Origin of the sequence: Bacillus sp. RSS_NA_20, assembly GCF_020165915.1 — a bacterium.
Lineage (GTDB): Bacteria > Bacillota > Bacilli > Bacillales > Bacillaceae > Bacillus > Bacillus altitudinis.
Map to the genome: position 1 here is coordinate 1,664,337 of NZ_JAIUKW010000005.1, position 18,237 is coordinate 1,682,573.

Here is an 18,237-nt window from a genome sequence, read left to right on the forward strand (position 1 = left end):
CTTATGTGAGTTATGTTATGCAAAAAGGGAAAAGTTGTGCATCTGCCCTAAACGTTTAAATGCTGTTCTTTTCGAGAGCGCTGACGCAGCTGAACCAATCTGACAATATTGAGTGTGATGGCTTTCAGCAGCGCATAGACAGGGACGGCAAAAATCATGCCAAGGATTCCGCCAAAACTTCCTGCCCCAATTAATAGCAAGATAATTGTTAACGGATGTGTGTTGAGACGTTTTCCAATGATCAATGGAGAAATGACATTTCCATCGATCTGCTGAACAACAAGAATGACAATAACAGTCACAACCGCTTTTCCAGGTGAATCAAGAAAAGCAATGAGCACAGCTGGCGCCGCACCAAGATATGGCCCAAGATATGGAATGACATTTGTCACCGCAATAATGATGCCGAGAATGAGCGCATATTTCACACCAATTAATAAGTATCCGATAAAACAAGCAACTCCGACAAATAAACAAACAACGATTTGCCCTTGTATGTAAGCAGCAAGCGTATCGTTTAATTCTTTAAAAATCTTCAATCCTTCCTTACGGTAAGGCATTGGCAAAAATTGAACGAGCTTGTCCGGAAACTTATGCCCGTCTTTTAGCATGTAAAATAAAATGAATGGAACGGTAATGACAGCGAGGGCAATATTCGCAATCACGCCAAACACCGCCGACATACTGGAAGCAATATTTTCCGGTAAATCTTTTAATGTCGAAACGATCGACTGTTCAAACTTCGAAACAGACACATAATCTTGGTTCATCATCCATGTAAATGTTTTAGAATGCGAGAAGTCGTTGATAAATTTCTGCATGTCCGTGACATACCCCGGGAAGCTTTTGACAAGTCCACCCACCTGCGTGACAATGACAGGTCCAGCAGCATTGACAACAAACGTGATAAGCCCGATGAATAGGAGATAAATAATCAGAATGGCGAGCGTCCTAGGTATCTTCTTCGACAAAAATCGAACAATCGGATTAAAGATGAAAAAGAGAATACCTGCCAGTAAAATAGGAACAAACAACGTTGAAGCAAATAAAATGATCGGCTGAAATAAAAACGAAACTTTTGTTGATACGTACACAATCAGTAAAACCAGTAATATTTGGAATGTCCAAAAATGAACTTTAGATTTTAACAAAGATGCTCCTCCTGTTACGTATTGATCTTATTAAAAAACTACTATTCAACCCACCTTCTGTCAACTGCTTCTTGTTTTAGAACCATATTTTTTGAAAAAAAAAGAACAATTGGTATATCATGCACTTTTTCCAGATATACATTCTGTAAGCATTGAAAAAAGCAGACACCTGTGCGTCTGCTTGCTACACTCTTTCACTGTGATCAGGCATCACCGACACGATTTGCTGGATCCGCACATAAAACACTGATTTTGCCCCCGCCTCAATCACAATATGATCCGGCATCACTTCCTTCAACTTTCCACGTACTGTATCTTTCACTGTTTGAACAATCAATCTCATACCGACTACTTTCTGCAATGTTTGATAAACATATGGATCAACTAATGAAACAAGCTGTGGACTTCCTTGTTGTGCCATGCTACCTGCCCCTTTACTTGTGTATTTACCCACAGCGTATGCAATGACCCATGTGAGTGTCACTCAGCAAACCCACAACATTATTACCGTATTTTTACATTTCGTATTTTTTTACAATTTTTAGAAGTATAATAGATTGGTGCTGCCAACATCTTAAATTATTTGAAGAGGTGAATGATCTTGAAAAAATTAATCTGTATCGTTGCTGTCATGCTCTTACTATCCTCTGCAAGTTATGCGCACGCAGGCACAATTGGAGATGCACCTGGTACACCAGGGAAGTGGTTTAAAGGAGAAGAACCGGTACAAAAAGACCTGTCAAAACCCCCACTTGTTTTTGTTCATGGCATAAACAGTTCTTCCTCCACATGGTCTGATCGAAACGATATGGCAAAACAAGCTGTTCTGAACGGATACGAAAGCGCGTTCATAGATTTGTATCCAGATCAGGACATGAAAAAGAATGGGAAACTATTAGCAGAAAAGTTAAAAGAAATCTATGAATTTTTCGGCAGAAAACTGATCGTAATCGGTCATAGTAAAGGCGGAGTGGATACGCAGGCTGCCCTCGTGTATTACAACGCTCATCCATATGTAGAGAAAGTCATCACACTTGGCTCTCCACACTATGGGACGCCGCTTGCGGATTTAGCCTATAGCAAAGGCGGAAGCTGGCTTGCGCAAATCCTTGGACAAAAGAGCGACGCGCTCTATTCTCTGCAAACCGGGATGATGGCAGCTTTTCGAAGTGAAACCGACCAGCTGGAGACGTTCCCTCATAAGTATGTAACCTATTCTGGTTCAGATTGGGGAACCTTTGGCGGAGTGCTTTATTTAGGCGGCATGTATTTAAAAAGCTTTGGTGCAAACGATGGCGCTGTGACGGTCAGCAGCACAAAGCTAGCATATGCAAACAATATTTTAACAGGAAAATGGGATCACTTTTCGATCAAAAACGGCACAAGCATGTTCCCTGTATTTCAGGCACAGCTGCGTGCAAGTACCGCAAGCGCTGAAAGTGAAGACGAACAAGAGCAAGAACCAGTCTCTTCGGAGCTAAATACAAACGTTTATGTGAAAGGTGGAGAAAGTGAAAAGGATAAAACAGAAGCGTTCTATGTAGAGGAAGGAACGAATGGCCTATCGATTCAGTGGTTAAATGAAAGACAGGAAGCCAATCCGGAAATCGTTGCGCCAAATGGAGATGTTTTAACCAATTTGACGACATCCGAATCATCATTCCCATATGAAGGCGCCTATTCACACCATGTGCAAATCAATAAACCCGTTCCAGGAAAATGGACGATTCGATCAAATTCAGGAAAAAAGGATCCTTATTTGCTACTTGTATCCTTTGATTCACCATTGAATGAAGAAATCAAAATCGCTGCAGCGAAATCAGGAGATGCATCGACACATTCGAGCAAGCTGATTAAACGATTAAGCAAAACTGTAGAGACCACTTATTTTAAAGATGCCGAGAAGGATCATCCACTGAAAACGAGCTCTTCATCAGCCGTTCAATTGAAAAAAGAAGGTGCTTATTCCGTCACGGTTCATTACACAGGTCTCACTGCGTCAGGGACGTCGGCATTTAACCGTACTGTGATCCGCACATTGTATGTGGATCAGCACGGAACGATTCATGGAGATATTCCATATTAAACAGAGCGTTTCATGGGCTGAAGCGCCTGCTGCACCTTCTCATCCAAATCAGCAATTTTTTTGAGCGCAAGTGATTCATCTATTTGTCTGTAATGATGGTGTCCACCAGGCTCTTCGTCCATTTCATCTGCTTTCTTCACAATTTGCTGGAGTGTGTCCTTATGCAGGTCGCCCTCTGGCAAATATGAATCTGTGTGAAGCAAAATCGCAAGGGCAATCTCTTTGGCTGCTTTTGGTTCCTCGCCGAGCCGTATGAGCAGTTTATGTGCCCGCTCTGCCCCTTTAATGGCATGAATATCATTGCGTCTATATGTCTCGTAATCCCATTCTCCGCCTGCTGTATACCATTCATAGTGGCCGATGTCATGCAAGAGTGCTGCTTTCACAGCAAGATCCGGGTTAATCCCCGCCTGCATCGCCAGTTTGAATGCGTGATAAGCACAAGCAATAGCGTGGGCTTTTCCTGAACGATTTAAATATTTTTGAGCGACTGGATGGGTGTAAACATCCATTAATGTAACCTTTCTCATGGAAACCCCTCCTTATCTATATTTTTAGCATCCTAACATATTCTGAAAAGAAACTCAAATGTTCTGTCATATTTCCGATGAGTCTCAAGATTAGCTTATGCTCGATAAGCTGTCTTTGCTTGTACAATACGAAAAAAGCAGCCGTTATGACTGCTTTTTTTCATACTCACGGGCATCGTATACACAACCACCAGCTGGGTCATCTGCTAGAAGGTCGAGTAAAATACCGGCCACTTCATCTGGGCTCTTTAGCGTACCTGTTTCATGTAATTGCTGAAACCGCTCAATTTGTTCAAAGTCTTGTTTGGAGGATTTCCGAATCTCTCCCTGCATATCTGTATCAATCGTACCGGGTGAAAAGGAAAACGTGGTGACAGGATATGCTTCGTCCTGCTGTTCCTCATGTAAAGTCCTCATAAACATATCAAGCCCTGCTTTTGAACTGCAATAGGCACTCCATCCTTTGTACGGGTTTTTAGCTGCCCCAGAAGAAAGATGCACGATGGTTTTCTTCCCTTCAAGAGATTGTGTCTCCCTCACAAACACGTGACTGAGCAAAACAGGGATGACAAGGTTCAGCGTATAATGCTGATGAAGCGTATCTTCTCCGCCTTGCCCTGCACGCTTGATAGGAGTCACCATTCCTGCATTATTGACAAGCAAGACGTCATCAGCGTCTGCGAGAGTTTGCGAGGACAAGATGCCCTGAAGCCACTTTGCAGCCGATTCCTCATCAGTGAGATCGACCTGTGAATGCGTGAGGTGTGGATGGGATAGTGGCGACTCACTTCTTGCAGCGGTATACACGTTATCCCCGCGTGAAAGTAGCTGTTTGACAAGTGCTAAACCAAATCCTTTTGATCCGCCTGTGACGATTGAAATTCGAATGACAATCTCCTCCCTTGATAACACTATTTTAAATAGTGAATCGGTATCACATCAAGCAATCTGCATAAAGAAAAGCCTGCCCCTTTTTAAAGAGGCAGGCTATTTCTTTTCCGTCTTCACATTCACCTTTGGAATCAGAATGCTCATGACAATGATGCCAAAGGCGATCAAGATGCCAAAAATGATTGGCAGAAGCGCCGATCTCTGCTTTTCATGATCATCGCCAGAAGGAGTTGATACAGCCGAATCGCTGAAAGAGATATTCATCTCTTTCATCATACGAGCTGGCGTTTTAGGCGGATTGTCTTTCAGATCACTAAAAATTTGCGGCGAAAGTTGACCACCAGAGGTCTTAGGCGGGTCAGCAAAGTGAATGTCCGTTTTGACTTTAGATGTTGTTTTGCTTTGTTCGTATTTCGTTTGATCCCTCAATATACTCGAATTAATATTGAGGTTCTTTTCTTGATATTCATTCGGCTTGACATTCGTATCCGTATCTTCACCTGTAGCAGCAAAAGCAGCAGGACTGAGGAGAAAAAGGGATATGACACCAAGTGCCATCCCTTTGACGAATAGATTAAGCCTCATGAGTGACATCACGTTCCTCTGTTTTGTCTTTCCATAGCTTCTTCACTAGTGGAATGACCATGAACAATATCGTTAAAATCAGTAGCCCTGTGATGCCCATACCGAAGTTGTCTCCATTTCCATATTGGATGGACAGATACACGTCTGTCACTGGATTTGTAAAATGGAAGTTTGGCATGACCAAATCAATTAACGGTGCAACAAAGAAGAAAATAAGCGCCGTTGCTGCCATCCATCCGGCAATTGAACCGAAAAGGAAAGCTGTGCGAATAAAGGCAGAGCATGCCACTAGCAGCAAAATCGTAAAGATCGACCATTGAATGGCTTGGTCATCAGCTAGTTTGTAAATGTTGAGTCCAAACAGACTGATCATGAGCCCGACTAGCAGATTTAAAATACCAAACAGTGCACCTTTGACCAGCATTGGCGCTGACGCATAGTACGAGCTAAAAAAGCCAATCAACAAACTGCTGATCATCACAATAACCAAAATGACTACTGGCGGTACAGTCTGCGTTTTTTCTTCTGGCACATCGCCGCTAATTTTCAGCGGATTGGCTAAATGGTTATACACATAGTTGCTGTTGCCTTGATCGTCTAAAGTGTTGCCTAAAATACCCTTTAAATCTTGTTGAACAAGCTTCGTAGAATTGACATTCTTACTCCAGTTTTCGTTCAACGTATCTGCTTTTTCTTGAACGGTTGTGACACTTTCTTCAATATTATTCGTATAATCCGCCACCCCTTTTTGGCGGTCAGTTAACGAACTCATATTTTCAGAAAGACGAAGCACTTCCTGACCAATTGAATCCTGTGCACTCACAACAATCGAACTGCCCGCAAGGTCTGCCGTATACACAGCATCTCCTTGATCAGCCATTTGTTCAGCTACTGTGTCCGCACTTTCAGAAATGGCATTTAACTCCTGTTCCATGCTTGCCTGCTGAGTCGAAATGTATTCTGCGTAGCCATCTGAGAATTTTTGCATCTCATCAATAAAGGTAGACACATCATCATTTGACGTCAGCATTTGATTTTTGAGTGTATCCCAGTTTTCCGTTTCTTCTTTTTTGATGGAAAGGATGGACTGGATTTCATCTCCTTTTGTGTCTAGTAGAGATGAGTTGTTTGTTGGTTGATATAGATTCCCAAGCATCATCTCTAGCTGAGACAGTTGATTGGAGTATTCCATTAACTTTTTGGTGCTTGTTGAATTTGTTTTAAACTCTTGATCAAATATTTTTGTATCCAAAGTGTTGCCAATCGGCGAGTTTACTCGTTTCAGCTCTTGCACTTTGTTTAAAATAGAGGATTCCTGATTTTTGATTTCATTCGGAATGACGTTATATCGATCTTGTAACCTTAGAATCATCTTTTCAAGCTTCTCTACTTTTTTCGTGAGGCTTTCAAGCTCCTTACTCATTTGACTTACTTTGTCTTTCAATTGGTCGTTATGAGCGGCCGATTTTTCTTGAATCTTCTTTTTCACTTCTTCTAAACGATTAGACAGTGCTTTTAGGTCATCTTTTGATTGATTCGTGCCGCTGTTATCTGGCTGAACAGCATCCTGACCATTTTCACTCTCTTTATCATCTTCATTAGTCGGAGGTGCAGTCTGATCTTCTAATTGATCAGCTAGATCGTTCATTTCCGATGAAATTTGCGAGAGTTCATTTGTTTCATCATCTAAGTTAATGCCAATCTCTTCTGGGTTCTCGTTATCTTGATCTGATTGCCCGTCATCATCAGGATCAGCTGGCTGCTCGGGCGCGTTCATTAGCTCTTGCCTTTTTGTCTCTAGCTTATTCTGCAAGGCGATGATCTTACTTTTATAGGCCTCTAAGTATTGACCTTCATAATTCTTCAATAGTTCTTCTTGAGACGCCTTCACAAGGTCCGTTAATCCCGACGATTGCTTAGGAATTACGTCTTCTCTTGCCCTTTGAACAGATTGAATTGCGCTGTCTGTTGTTTTAAGCTGACTTTGGACCCCATTGATATCGGTTTTGAGTCCGCCCATTTGATCGCTAAAGCTGCGGGTGTTTTGGTTTTGAATCTCCGCAAGCTGTTTGAGTCCTTGCTGGATTTGTTTTTTGCTTGTCGATTGCGCTTTGATCAAGAGATCCTTTTGTTTATCTTGATACTGCTGATATTGATCGACTACTTTTACGAAATCCTTTAGCTGGCTTTTCGCTTCTTCTGTTGTACTTAAACCGTCTTTATACTGTTTTTGTGAATCGGCCATCGCATTTTTTAGTTCTTCTATTTGTTTCTTCTGCTGCTGGACGGCATCAGATAGTTTGTTTGAATTTGGCTTATAGAAGTTGTACATCGTGTTTTGGAATTCGACCTCTTTGCCAACAATATGCTCAAACTCTTCTCTGACATTGCCGATTTCCTGTGATACAAAACTCCAATATAAAGTCGACATTTGTTCATTCATTTTCTTTTGAGCATTTTCTAGCTCTCTTTGTACTTTTTCTTTATTCACTGCATTGAGCTGATCTTGGATTGAGAATTGGATAGATGCCTTCTCAGGATGATCCTTATCATAGCTCAGCACATTTTTAGAGAAGTCAGATGGAATATAGAGAACTGCATCGTACTTTCTATTTTTCAGGCCATTTTCTGCCGCACTTCGGTTGACGACTGTCCATGTGTAATCTGGACGTTCTGATAATGCCGCCACCACATCCTGTCCGAAACGAGCGGTATTTTCACTTTCGCTCGCCCCCATATCCTCATTGACCACGGCAATGTTACGTGTGGCATTCTTTTTCTGTTTTGCCGGATCATCCCCAATGAGATGGAAAAATAGAACCGGCAAGACGAGAATCAGTATCATGGTCGACACGATTTTGATGGAGCTTTTTTGCTGCTCTGTCATTGAACACTCTTCCTTTCTACCGCACATAAAGGAACCTGGATTTTCTTCTCTTTCCCGTTTTCAACCAAATATCCGAATCCTGGCTGAATCTCTGGTTCTTGTCTTGCATACGGAAGCGGTATGATGTTTTGCTCTGATTTTTTCATCAGTAACATGGCATGACGAACCTGTTTGATTTCGTTTGTGAGTGCATCATAGCCTTTACTGAATTCGGTATGATTTCCTGATGCGATCAGGCTGAAGCCTAAGTGTGCATATGACTTCATGAAATCAGCCAATTGATCTTGAAGACGCGGGTCGATTGTCTGCTGAAAACGCGTAATGCCATCAATCACAAGCACAATTTGAGAGAACGACAACTGATCAGTCTCTCCCCGGCGCACAGCTTCGACGTACATCTCTTCACGCACCTTGAATAAACGATCTATTTCCTCTGCCCATTCTGTGATATCATCCTTTGTTTCAAGGTAATCAATGTTCTCTTCTTTTGCATAATGAGAGAGCCCCCGATCAATCGAATCAAAGACGGCCAGCTTCTCAGGTTTTGCTCCTAATAGCTGATCAAGCATTAGTTTGGTCACATTTGTTTTCCCTCGCTGCGTTTGTCCGATAATGAGGCAGTGTTTATTCTTCTTCAAGTCAAAGTAAACAGGTGCAACAGATTCCTCATCTAGTCCGACTGGAATGTCATACGGCTGTTTTTGTTCTTCTAAGCGACTCTCTAGCTCCCAAATGGTCAGTTTATCAGGAAGCATCGGCACAGGTTTTGGTTTTTCAGCTGATTCAAAGCGAGCATCTAGAAGCTGGATCTCTTGTTTTAAATGCTCAAACAATTCGAGATCGTTCTCTCCTTCAACTGGCAGGAACATTTGGGCAAAGTAAAGCTCTTCTTTGTTGATAATGACTCGTCCTGGAATTGGCTCTAAGCTGAATTTCGGTCTGCCAATAATGGAGTATGCTTCTCCTTGATCCATTAAGTAATGGACAATCTTTGTTTTCAAATTGTTCATAAGCGATTGACGGACTGCGTTGACACGAGTCGCTGTGATTAAGAAATAAATGCCTAACGATTGTCCATCACGGCTTAACTGAATAAATTCAGATTCGAGTTCATGCATTTCGTCTTTCACAATGTCAAAGTTGTCAATCACGATAAATATGAATGGAAGCTTTTTTTCATTCAGCGCATTGTACATTTTGATATGACTCATTTCCTGCTGTCTAAATAAACGCTTGCGATATTCAACCTCTTCACGAAGACGCTTCATCGACTTTTGAATCTTTCTCATTTGATCCATTAAGAAATAATCAGCCGTATGCGGAAGTTTGGCAAGCGGTAGCAAGGTGCCGTTACCGAAGTCATAAATATATGCATGCCATTCTTCAGGTGAATATCTTTCTGCGAAGCTCATAAGCAGTGTTGTTGCAGCAAGTGATTTGCCGTAGCCGGATGAACCGAAGATGCCAATATTTCCATCCTCCATCATTTGATAAGAAAGTGGATGCTGGCTTTGCTGATCTGGCTCATCGACAAGAGCGAAATGGAAGACGTGCTCTTCACTTGATGCATAACGTGTTTTTGGAATCCGCTCTTCAAGCGGTGGAAGCCATGGACTCGGAAGCTTTTCAATTCCAAGCTCTTGCTGCATACGTTCAATTTCATCCACAACAGCGGAAATTTCCGTCACTGTCTCTTTTTTCACAGCCGGCTCTGTACTTACCCCTGATAATGGGATCAGTCCAGTGTCCGTTACAATGGCAATGTCATCTTCTGATCCGTAGCCGTCTTCCATATACGGTGCACCGCTCCAAGCCGACTGGAATAATTCATAGATTTCATTGTTCCCCACTTGTAAATATCCACGACCTGTCACGGTAATCGACGCTGCATCACTATTTTTCAAAATTTCCTTACTGTCTGATGCATCTTGTACCTTTAATGCGACTTTAAAGCGGGAGTTACTCCAAATTTGATCATCAATGACCCCGCCGGGCTTTTGTGTCGCCAAAATGAGATGGACACCGAGACTTCGTCCAATCCGCGCGGCACTGACAAGCTCTCTAATAAAATCTGGCTCTTCACTTTTTAATTCAGCAAACTCATCAGAGATTAAGAACAAATGAGGCATCGCCTGTTCCGCCTTTTTCTCTTTATAGAGTTTCGTATAGTCATTGATATGATTCACATGATACTGATCAAACAAGCGCTGTCTTTTCTTCAGTTCACTTTTAATAGAGGCAAGCGCTCTTTCACTAAAGTTTTTGCTGCCTTCAATGTTTGTGATCGTACCAAGTAAGTGCGGAATATTTCGGAACGGCTGCGCCATTCCGCCCCCTTTGTAATCAATGAGCAGGAACGCCACTTCATGCGGGTGAAAGTGTACAGCCAAGGATAAAATATACGTCTGTAAAAACTCACTTTTTCCTGATCCCGTTGTTCCCGCTAACAGACCATGTGGGCCATGTGCTTTTTCATGCAGATTCAGATCGACAATATCGTTTTTTCCTTTATAACCGATAGGCACAGATAATGACTTTGCTGTTTCAGATGTCAGCCATTTTTCACGAATGCCAATGTCATCTACCTGTTTGGCATGAAACAGGTCAAGGAAGGAGACTGTTTCTGGAATCGAGTTGGTCATCCCGACTTGATGATCTAATGTTCTTAAGGTTCTGGCAAACAACTCATTGTCCGCTCGCACATGTGCATCCAGCTGAAATGGAATTCGTACGGCCTTCTTATGCTGAATGAGAATATCTCCTTCTTCTTCGTTAATGTAACGAACAAGCGTTGAAATATTTTCTGCCAAGCTTTCCTTTGTTTCTGCCGCAAAGATAATTGAGATGCCTAAATCCGTCCGGCTGCCTTCTAGGTATTCTAAAATCACGTGTTCCGCAATGAGTTCATGGTTTGTCACGATAAACACAAAGTGAGGCGTAAATATTTTTTTCTCTTTTTCCTCTTCCAGATCACGCTCTCGCAAAATTTCATAAATAGAAGACAAGAGCTGATCACGTGTTTGTTCGTTATATATAAACCCTTTCCCGTATGTATGAGGAAGTTGGAAGTGCGGCAGCCATTTCATCCATTCCCAGTTCTCATACTCCTGTTCATTAAAGATAAAAACAAATCTCAAATCATGATAGCTGTGCGAGAAAGCAAGCTGACCGACAAGCTGGTGAAGTTCATTTTTGACAATTGCCGGTTTTCCTATTAATCCGGTTGGACCGTCCGCAAGACCGAACGTAATCGGTACATCTTTTACCTCGCGATAGACGTTTTGCATATGCTGTGTTTGTTCCATTAAGTCATCGATGTCACGATTGGCCATATCGCCGCCGCTCGTCGATAATTCATAACTTGAAGGAACTGCACCTGTCCCTAGACGCAGCTGTAAAAAATCATCACTGACAAGCGTCTTTTCCCAAATACGCCCGCTGATTTCTGACGTCAAATATTTCATTTGTTCAAAAGACGGATAATGATACGTTAAAATAAATTGTTGACGGTCATACAGCTCTTGCAGCTCTTTCCGCTTATTTTCTAAGTAAAGAGAGTAAACGCGTTGCCGCTTCTCTTCTCGTCTTTTGCGCTGTGATTTCTCTTTAAAATATTGAACGGACGAAGTAATTAACGTCATAATAAACATCGCCATCGACACGACAATAAAGATACCTCGCGGCTGTACAAGGGCCACGATCCCCATGACAATCAGCATGACAAGCGGCGGAAGAACCACGAGCCAAAGTCCTCTGCCGTTATTTTCACTCTCCTGTGAAGGAAAGCTGAAAGACACCCGGTCATCTGGCAGATCGTAAATCAAACGTGGTGTTCGTCTATATAAAGGATATTTTTGTTTCGTTTCGGTACTCGGCGGTCTTGTTTTTTCTAAACGTGTTTGAAATGGTTCAAATGCTGTTACTTGCAATAAATCATCATCTTTCAATGAAAGCGTCAAAAAGTTCCAAAACAGCTCATCTCCAGCAAGAAGTTGCTGTGGACCGTGCAGCTGTTTCCCGTTCACATAGATCGTTTCATCTTGGGGAATGACATACCAAGTGCCTTCTATTTTTTCCAACGTGAAGGATTTGGCATCTTGAAACATTGAATGGGCTTGTTCTTTCCACACATCCGCTTCATCTATTTCTTCACTTGAAATAGTCACTTCGACTCTATTTCCTAGGTAATAAATGGTTTGATCATGATGTGAATCCATCAACATGAGTGTGAGTGAACCAACCTGACATGGTTCATGTGGAAGTAAGTGACCTATCTTCTTTTCGCCCTGATAAAGAGAAAAGCCATCATTCGTTTCATCTGGAGATAAACGAATCAATCCTTCATCAAACGAAAGGGAAGGAATCGTTACTGTATGCTCTATTTCAGGTCCAATCACAGCTTCCCGGTTGAACTGCTCATCTAAACGGACGGTTTGATAATCTTCCTCATAAAAAACCCATAGAAGACTCAAACGCTCCACCTCCTCATCGGACAGCACCAACTGTCAGTTGTATCGAAAGAATTATTTTTTCTCATCTTTTTTCGTCTGAGAGGTTTTCTTTTTTGTATCAGATTCTTTCTCTTTTTTCTCCTGATCGGCTTTTGACTGCTCTTTTTGTTCAGCTGTTTCATCTGTTTGGCTTGCATCTGAGGAGTCATTGGTGCTCGTCTCCGTTGTTTCTTTTTCTTCATACTTCGCCATTTCCTTAATGATTGGATCTAGCTGTTTTTGTTTTTCTTCAGCAGATAGGCTGTCGTCATTTTGAATTTCATTGCGGTAGGCGACGAGTGCTGTAAATATGTATCGGTCGTCCCCGAGCACCCTTGCAATATCCAGAGCTTCCTTGCTATTGCCTTGTCCAATATGAATCCAGAACAGGAAGTATTGCGGGTCTGTCTGCAATGTGTACGTATCCGTGATTTCTTTTTTGTGCTGGTCAAGCAATAGGTTCCCTTGATTCGTTTGCACATACGAAATGGCCAGTTCATATTGAAGAGAGACTGGCATTTGATCGGCTTTGTATTTTTCGAGCGTATCCACCACTTGGCTGTACTGTTTGTTGAGATAATATTTATTCGCTTCCACATACGCTTCTTGTTTCGGCATGGCGAAAAAGAACGTGTAAATGGTATACACCAATGCAGGAATCAAAAGAACAAGGAGACCAAGTCCAATGTATCGTTCAATCTTCCATTTCTTTTTTGGAATGGTTAAGAGCGTCTTTTCTTTTGCTTCAATGGCTTCTATTTTTTGTTGAATCAAAGCAGACAATTCTTCCAGCGACTGTGTATCACTTATTTCCTTTGCCTGCTCAGATAATTTCAACGTATCATGATAAGCCAAATATTCTTGAAACTGATATTCATGGTCCACCACTCGAAGAATGACGGCTTTGACCTCTTTTAACAAACGTTGTTGGTCGGTTTCATATGGCGGGATGCTTTCTTTGACCCCGTAATGCAAAAATGCAGGCGCTAAGCCTTGATGAAAAACAATGTTTTCAGGAGAAACAATAGGATGCAGCCGCTTCACGTCGTGTTTGCACACTGCATCGACAAGCTGGTATGAAAAAATCCATTTGCTTTTTTCATCCTTTGCATGGATGAAACGAAATTCCTGATAGGCAGGAGGCGGTTGAATCGAAATGATGACCTCACCTTCGGTTAATTGAATCTCTTTTTTAAATGAAGGATTGATGTCTTTAATCGGTGCCGCTTCTAAACCGTCTAAGAGTTTAATTGTCTCTCTTTGAAAAATGAAGGTGTAAGTGCCTTCCTCTTTTTTCATGACTGCTTCTAATTGTTCTTCTAAATAGGAACTCTTTTTATCTGCCATTTACAAAAGTCCTTTCATAGTATTTCCAGCCTGTCTCCTGTTGTGATTCCACAGTCTGACAGCTTATATTCGCCTGAAAACACAGCTTTCTTATTGACTACACGCACCCATCCGCCATCTCGTTTAGGTAGTGAGATTTGTTTTGCCTGCCAGGCGATATGGATGACTTGTTTAATATGTAAATAATTTGATAGTCTCAAATCAAACACACTGCCATCATAGTTTTTTAAGTCGATGGTAATATCGATATACACAAATTTCCACCTCACAAAATAGAAAGAGCGCCGGCATCAACTGACAGACTCGGCGCTTTTTCTGCTTTTCACACTTAGAAAGGAAATCCCTTTGTTAGCCGCGAATTTGGCTAGCGATGTCTTGGTCAGTGCTTTCAAGTGTATTTGCAGTTTGATCAAGCTGATTGCTGACATCTGTTAATAGATCAGACATTTTGATGAATGAAGGTTTTAGCTGTTCGTATTGATCAGCGAATGCTTCACTAGAAGCACCTTCCCACATTCCTTTTAGGTCAGAGATCATTCTATTTAGACGATCAACTTGGTTTAACACTTCTTGACTTTCAACACCATATTGCTTAGCGGTCGCTCTTAGTTCTTCTGGGGTTACGCGAATAATTCCTGACATATTCCTCATTACCTCCCGTGCATAGCCGCCATATAATGGGCTAATCCACTTATTTTTTGACGTTATTATTATAAAAACAGAAATGATACACAGTCAAACAAATCTGTTTTTATTTTACAAAATGAGTCTATAGAATTACTGTATTTTCGCTCTTTATCTAGTATTTAACAGTTTTTTGGTCATATATTCTTAATAAAAGGGCGTGCACTTCCATGAATCTTTCCGCCTATTGATTTTTTACTACATTATTATTGTACTATTTCTTTTTGTGATCAATGCATGACCAATGTGCTCATTTCTCAAGCTTTTTGGTTTTTTAATGATTATGGCATTTTTTTGTTGATTTACATACCTGATTCTCTTCATAATGTAAGTACGTGAAATATTCGAAAAAGCAGGGGTTTTTTATGACAAAAAAGACAGATCCATTTAAGTATAGCCTTGATCGTTTAGAGGATGTGGCAGACCAAATTAGTGATGTGCTCAATTGCCCTATTACTATAGAAGATACTCATCATCGATTATTAGCCTATAGCACACATAATGATTTCACTGATCCCGCCAGAACTTCAACCATTATCTCCCGCCGTGTACCGGAAAAAGTCATTAATCGGCTTTGGAAAGACGGTATCATTCCTACACTCCTTAAAACAGATGAACCGCTTCGCGTACCTCAAATTGCAGAAGTCGGTCTATCCAGCAGGGTTGCCATTTCCATATGGAAAGACAAAGAGGTGCTCGGCTTTATCTGGGCAATTGAATCCACGCAGCCTTTTTCAGATGAAGAAATGGACCTTCTCAAGATGGCAGCACATGCCGTGAAAAACAAATTACTCAATTTACAAATTCGAAAAACGAAAACAGAAGAACGCAATCAGGAACTATTTTGGAAGATGCTCACAGGACATATTCATGAAAAGGATGAGATGCTTGATCTCTTCTTGAGGCTTGGGATGAGGTGTCCAGACACGTATGCCATTATTATTTTTCGCCTTCGTGATGAACTCACAGAAGATACGGAAAAGAAGCTCTCCTATCTGCTTGAAACAACGCAGCAAGTGCAGGTGCTTTTAACGACTGTTGATTTTAACGAATTCATTATTCTTGTCTCGCCAAAAACAGAACATCCGCTTCAAGATATTAAACAATTCACAAGCGGCATGCTAAAGCAGTTGTCTGATCGGTATCAGCTCCATGACGTTCAAGCGGCCATTGGTGGAATTTACGATCACATTACTCATATTCAGCCATCCTATAAAGAAGCACTGGCCGTCTTAAAAACAAAAGAACGCTTTCCTGTGGAAACAGAACAATTAAACAGCTTTTCTGAACTGGGTATTTATCAATACTTAGATGTGCTTGCTGAAAAACGAAAGGGATCGTCTTATTCCAGTTACTCTTTATCAAAGCTTGAGGATTACGATCTCAGGCATCATTCCAACCTCGTCGAGACCCTTGAACGGTTTATTGATTGTGACAGCAACGCCAATATCGCCGCAAAGCAGTTAAATATTCATATCAACACACTGAATTACAGACTGAAGCGGATTACGGACATTGCAGAAATTGATTTAAAAAACATGAATGAGAAAATGACCATTTATCTTGATATGAAGCTAAAAAACGTCCCTTTGTGAAATTTCACAAAGAGGCGTTTTTTAATTTTTTCATTCAACCGAAGAATTTTCTAAACTTTCAGGATACACTAGACATACAATATCAATAGATAAGCATAGGAGGAATTGATATGATCATCGGCATTCCGAAAGAGATTAAGAACAATGAAAACCGGGTCGCATTAACACCAGGAGCAGCATCTCAATTGCTTTCAGCTGGACACCAGATTTTAATTGAAACGAACGCTGGTTTTGGAAGCGGATTCACTGATGACGATTATGTATCTGTTGGTGCAGAGATTCTTGATCAAGCGAAAGATGTGTGGGCATCTTCTGATATGATTATGAAGGTAAAAGAACCATTACCTGAAGAATATTCATATTTCAGAGAAGGTCTGATCTTATTTACGTACTTGCACCTTGCAGCAGAGCCCTCCTTGGCTGAAGCATTAAAACAAAAAGGTGTAACAGCCATTGCTTATGAAACGGTAACGGACGGAAAATCACTCCCTCTATTAACGCCAATGTCTGAAGTAGCAGGTAGAATGGCTGCTCAGATTGGTGCTCAATTTTTAGAAAAGCCAAAAGGTGGAAAAGGCATTTTGCTCGCCGGCGTGCCAGGAGTATCGAGAGGGAAAGTCACCATTATTGGCGGCGGTGTCGTTGGAACAAATGCAGCGAAAATGGCGATCGGACTTGGCGCAGATGTCACCCTTATTGATGTAAATGCGGAACGATTACGTCAGCTGGACGATCAGTTTGGTCACCAAATGAAAACGTTAATGTCTAATCCTGTTAACATTGCAGATTCAGTGAGCGAGGCAGACCTGCTTATTTGTGCGGTTCTCATCCCAGGTGCCAAAGCTCCAACCCTTGTCACAGAAGAAATGGTGAAACAAATGAAGCCTGGTTCTGTCATTGTCGATGTAGCCATTGACCAAGGCGGGATTGTGGAAACAATCGATCATATCACAACACATGATCAGCCTACTTATGAAAAGCACGGCATTTTACATTATGCTGTTGCCAATATGCCAGGAGCGGTTCCGAGAACATCGACAGTTGCTTTAACAAACGTCACGGTCCCATACGCACTGCAGATTGCAAATAAAGGCGCTGCAAAAGCGATCAAAGAAAACAAGGCGATTGCTGAAGGCGTCAATGTGATGAACGGACATATCACCTATGAAGCTGTCGCTCGTGATCTCGGCTATGATTATGTGCCTGTTAGTAAAGCCCTTCAAACCTCTTCCATGACCGAAGCTTAATATCTAGCCCGCCCTTTTCAGGGGCGGGTTTTATTGTTAACCTAAAATAAAAATGAGTTGACAAAAGAACCTCTTCCCCTTAATCTATTTGTACAGATAAGACAGGGGGAAATATCATGCAAAAGAAGACAAGAACAGCTGACTTTGTGCTCGTCGGGATGTTTGCTGCACTCATGGCTATCGGAGCCAATATCACATCCATTGTGCCATTTTTACAGGTCGGCGGAATCCCACTTACGATGCAGCCGTTTTTTTGTGTGCTTGCTGGTCTTTTGTTGGGCAGACGACTTGGCGCATTGGCCATGATTGTCTATGCTCTTGTTGGGATCGCTGGTGCACCTGTATTCGCACAGTTCTCGGCGGGTCTCGGCGTTATTTTAGGAAAAAGCGGTGGCTTTGTGTTATCATACATTCCTGCTGCTTGGCTTGCCGGATTCATTCTTGAAAAAAGACAAAACCCTGGTTTTGGCCGCTTTTTATTTGCAGCCATTGCAGGAACGACCGTGATGTATGTGATCGGGACAACTTATACATACATCGCATTAAATGTATGGCTGAACGCACCAATCTCTTATCAAACTACATGGTTCTTCATGATTTGGTTTATGGTAAAAGACTATGCGCTGACCATCCTCCTTGCGATGCTGGCACCTAAAATTTATCGATCAGTTTCAAAAGCCACATCCTTTCGAAAAGAACAAACAGCTTCCTAATATCAGAAAAGGTTCCTTTACTCTATGAGTA

The 18,237-nt window shown here is 41.6% G+C and carries 14 protein-coding genes; 4 read left to right on the plus strand and 10 right to left on the minus strand.

Going from position 1 to position 18,237, the window contains the following annotated elements:
* Positions 1 to 47: 47 nt before the first annotated feature.
* Positions 48 to 1,151 carry an AI-2E family transporter gene (locus tag LCD32_RS14320; RefSeq protein ID WP_008345881.1) on the minus strand — a complete coding sequence of 368 codons (1,104 nt, stop codon included), beginning with the start codon at positions 1,149 to 1,151 and terminating at the stop codon, positions 48 to 50.
* Between the two features lie 184 nt (positions 1,152 to 1,335).
* The gene (locus LCD32_RS14325; protein WP_003213721.1) at positions 1,336 to 1,572 is read right to left on the minus strand and encodes a YuzF family protein; all 237 of its coding nucleotides are present in this window, start codon (positions 1,570 to 1,572) and stop codon (positions 1,336 to 1,338) included.
* A 180-nt stretch (positions 1,573 to 1,752) separates the two neighbouring features.
* On the opposite strand from LCD32_RS14325, the gene LCD32_RS14330 reads away from it, so the two are divergent.
* The gene (locus LCD32_RS14330) at positions 1,753 to 3,237 is read left to right on the plus strand and encodes an esterase/lipase family protein (RefSeq protein WP_035389272.1); all 1,485 of its coding nucleotides are present in this window, start codon (positions 1,753 to 1,755) and stop codon (positions 3,235 to 3,237) included.
* Here the strand turns inward: LCD32_RS14330 and LCD32_RS14335 are convergent.
* From LCD32_RS14335 to LCD32_RS14370, 8 genes are all read right to left on the minus strand, one after another.
* The gene (locus LCD32_RS14335) at positions 3,234 to 3,767 is read right to left on the minus strand and encodes an HD domain-containing protein (RefSeq protein WP_007500462.1); all 534 of its coding nucleotides are present in this window, start codon (positions 3,765 to 3,767) and stop codon (positions 3,234 to 3,236) included. The two genes, LCD32_RS14330 and LCD32_RS14335, sit on opposite strands and share 4 nt — an antisense overlap.
* Positions 3,768 to 3,911: 144 nt before the next feature.
* Entirely contained in the window at positions 3,912 to 4,655 is a 744-nt protein-coding gene (locus LCD32_RS14340; protein ID WP_065461580.1) for a (S)-benzoin forming benzil reductase, read from the minus strand.
* 99 nt (positions 4,656 to 4,754) lie between these two features.
* Positions 4,755 to 5,252: a type VII secretion protein EssA gene (gene essA / locus LCD32_RS14345; protein ID WP_138826364.1), complete on the minus strand. Its 498-nt coding sequence runs from the start codon at positions 5,250 to 5,252 to the stop codon at positions 4,755 to 4,757.
* The gene (gene esaA / locus LCD32_RS14350) at positions 5,233 to 8,130 is read right to left on the minus strand and encodes a type VII secretion protein EsaA (protein WP_224564057.1); all 2,898 of its coding nucleotides are present in this window, start codon (positions 8,128 to 8,130) and stop codon (positions 5,233 to 5,235) included. The genes essA and esaA overlap by 20 nt, the downstream gene beginning before the upstream one ends.
* Complete coding sequence (gene essC / locus LCD32_RS14355) at positions 8,127 to 12,602, minus strand: type VII secretion protein EssC (RefSeq protein ID WP_224564060.1); 4,476 nt, start codon at positions 12,600 to 12,602, stop codon at positions 8,127 to 8,129. Before essC ends, esaA begins: the two co-directional genes overlap by 4 nt.
* A 51-nt stretch (positions 12,603 to 12,653) precedes the next feature.
* Complete coding sequence (essB, locus tag LCD32_RS14360) at positions 12,654 to 13,967, minus strand: type VII secretion protein EssB (protein ID WP_025207914.1); 1,314 nt, start codon at positions 13,965 to 13,967, stop codon at positions 12,654 to 12,656.
* 14 nt (positions 13,968 to 13,981) lie between these two features.
* Positions 13,982 to 14,221, minus strand: coding sequence for an EsaB/YukD family protein (locus LCD32_RS14365; RefSeq protein ID WP_008345897.1), 240 nt, complete (start codon positions 14,219 to 14,221; stop codon positions 13,982 to 13,984).
* A 94-nt stretch (positions 14,222 to 14,315) separates the two neighbouring features.
* Positions 14,316 to 14,609 (minus strand): WXG100 family type VII secretion target, encoded by a 294-nt coding sequence (locus tag LCD32_RS14370; protein ID WP_003213769.1) that lies wholly within the window; start codon positions 14,607 to 14,609, stop codon positions 14,316 to 14,318.
* A gap of 407 nt (positions 14,610 to 15,016) precedes the next feature.
* On the opposite strand from LCD32_RS14370, the gene LCD32_RS14375 reads away from it, so the two are divergent.
* The 3 genes from LCD32_RS14375 to LCD32_RS14385 all read left to right on the plus strand — a co-directional run bounded on the left by LCD32_RS14375 (position 15,017) and on the right by LCD32_RS14385 (position 18,206).
* Positions 15,017 to 16,246 carry a PucR family transcriptional regulator gene (locus LCD32_RS14375; protein ID WP_008345900.1) on the plus strand — a complete coding sequence of 410 codons (1,230 nt, stop codon included), beginning with the start codon at positions 15,017 to 15,019 and terminating at the stop codon, positions 16,244 to 16,246.
* A gap of 110 nt (positions 16,247 to 16,356) precedes the next feature.
* The gene (gene ald, locus LCD32_RS14380) at positions 16,357 to 17,493 is read left to right on the plus strand and encodes an alanine dehydrogenase (RefSeq protein WP_050826570.1); all 1,137 of its coding nucleotides are present in this window, start codon (positions 16,357 to 16,359) and stop codon (positions 17,491 to 17,493) included.
* Between the two features lie 116 nt (positions 17,494 to 17,609).
* A complete protein-coding gene (locus tag LCD32_RS14385; RefSeq protein WP_008345905.1) occupies positions 17,610 to 18,206 on the plus strand; it encodes a biotin transporter BioY in 597 nt (198 codons plus the stop codon).
* Positions 18,207 to 18,237 lie beyond the last annotated feature (31 nt).

Excerpts from the sequence above, each read along its gene's own strand:
- essA (WP_138826364.1), bottom strand. The coding sequence starts at position 5,252 with ATGTCACTCATGAGGCTTAATCTATTCGTCAAAGGGATGGCACTTGGT.
- LCD32_RS14385 (WP_008345905.1), top strand. The coding sequence starts at position 17,610 with ATGCAAAAGAAGACAAGAACAGCTGACTTTGTGCTCGTCGGGATGTTT.
- LCD32_RS14325 (WP_003213721.1), bottom strand. The coding sequence starts at position 1,572 with ATGGCACAACAAGGAAGTCCACAGCTTGTTTCATTAGTTGATCCATAT.
- esaA (WP_224564057.1), bottom strand. The coding sequence starts at position 8,130 with ATGACAGAGCAGCAAAAAAGCTCCATCAAAATCGTGTCGACCATGATA.
- LCD32_RS14375 (WP_008345900.1), top strand. The coding sequence starts at position 15,017 with ATGACAAAAAAGACAGATCCATTTAAGTATAGCCTTGATCGTTTAGAG.
- ald (WP_050826570.1), top strand. The coding sequence starts at position 16,357 with ATGATCATCGGCATTCCGAAAGAGATTAAGAACAATGAAAACCGGGTC.
- LCD32_RS14335 (WP_007500462.1), bottom strand. The coding sequence starts at position 3,767 with ATGAGAAAGGTTACATTAATGGATGTTTACACCCATCCAGTCGCTCAA.
- LCD32_RS14370 (WP_003213769.1), bottom strand. The coding sequence starts at position 14,609 with ATGTCAGGAATTATTCGCGTAACCCCAGAAGAACTAAGAGCGACCGCT.
- essB (WP_025207914.1), bottom strand. The coding sequence starts at position 13,967 with ATGGCAGATAAAAAGAGTTCCTATTTAGAAGAACAATTAGAAGCAGTC.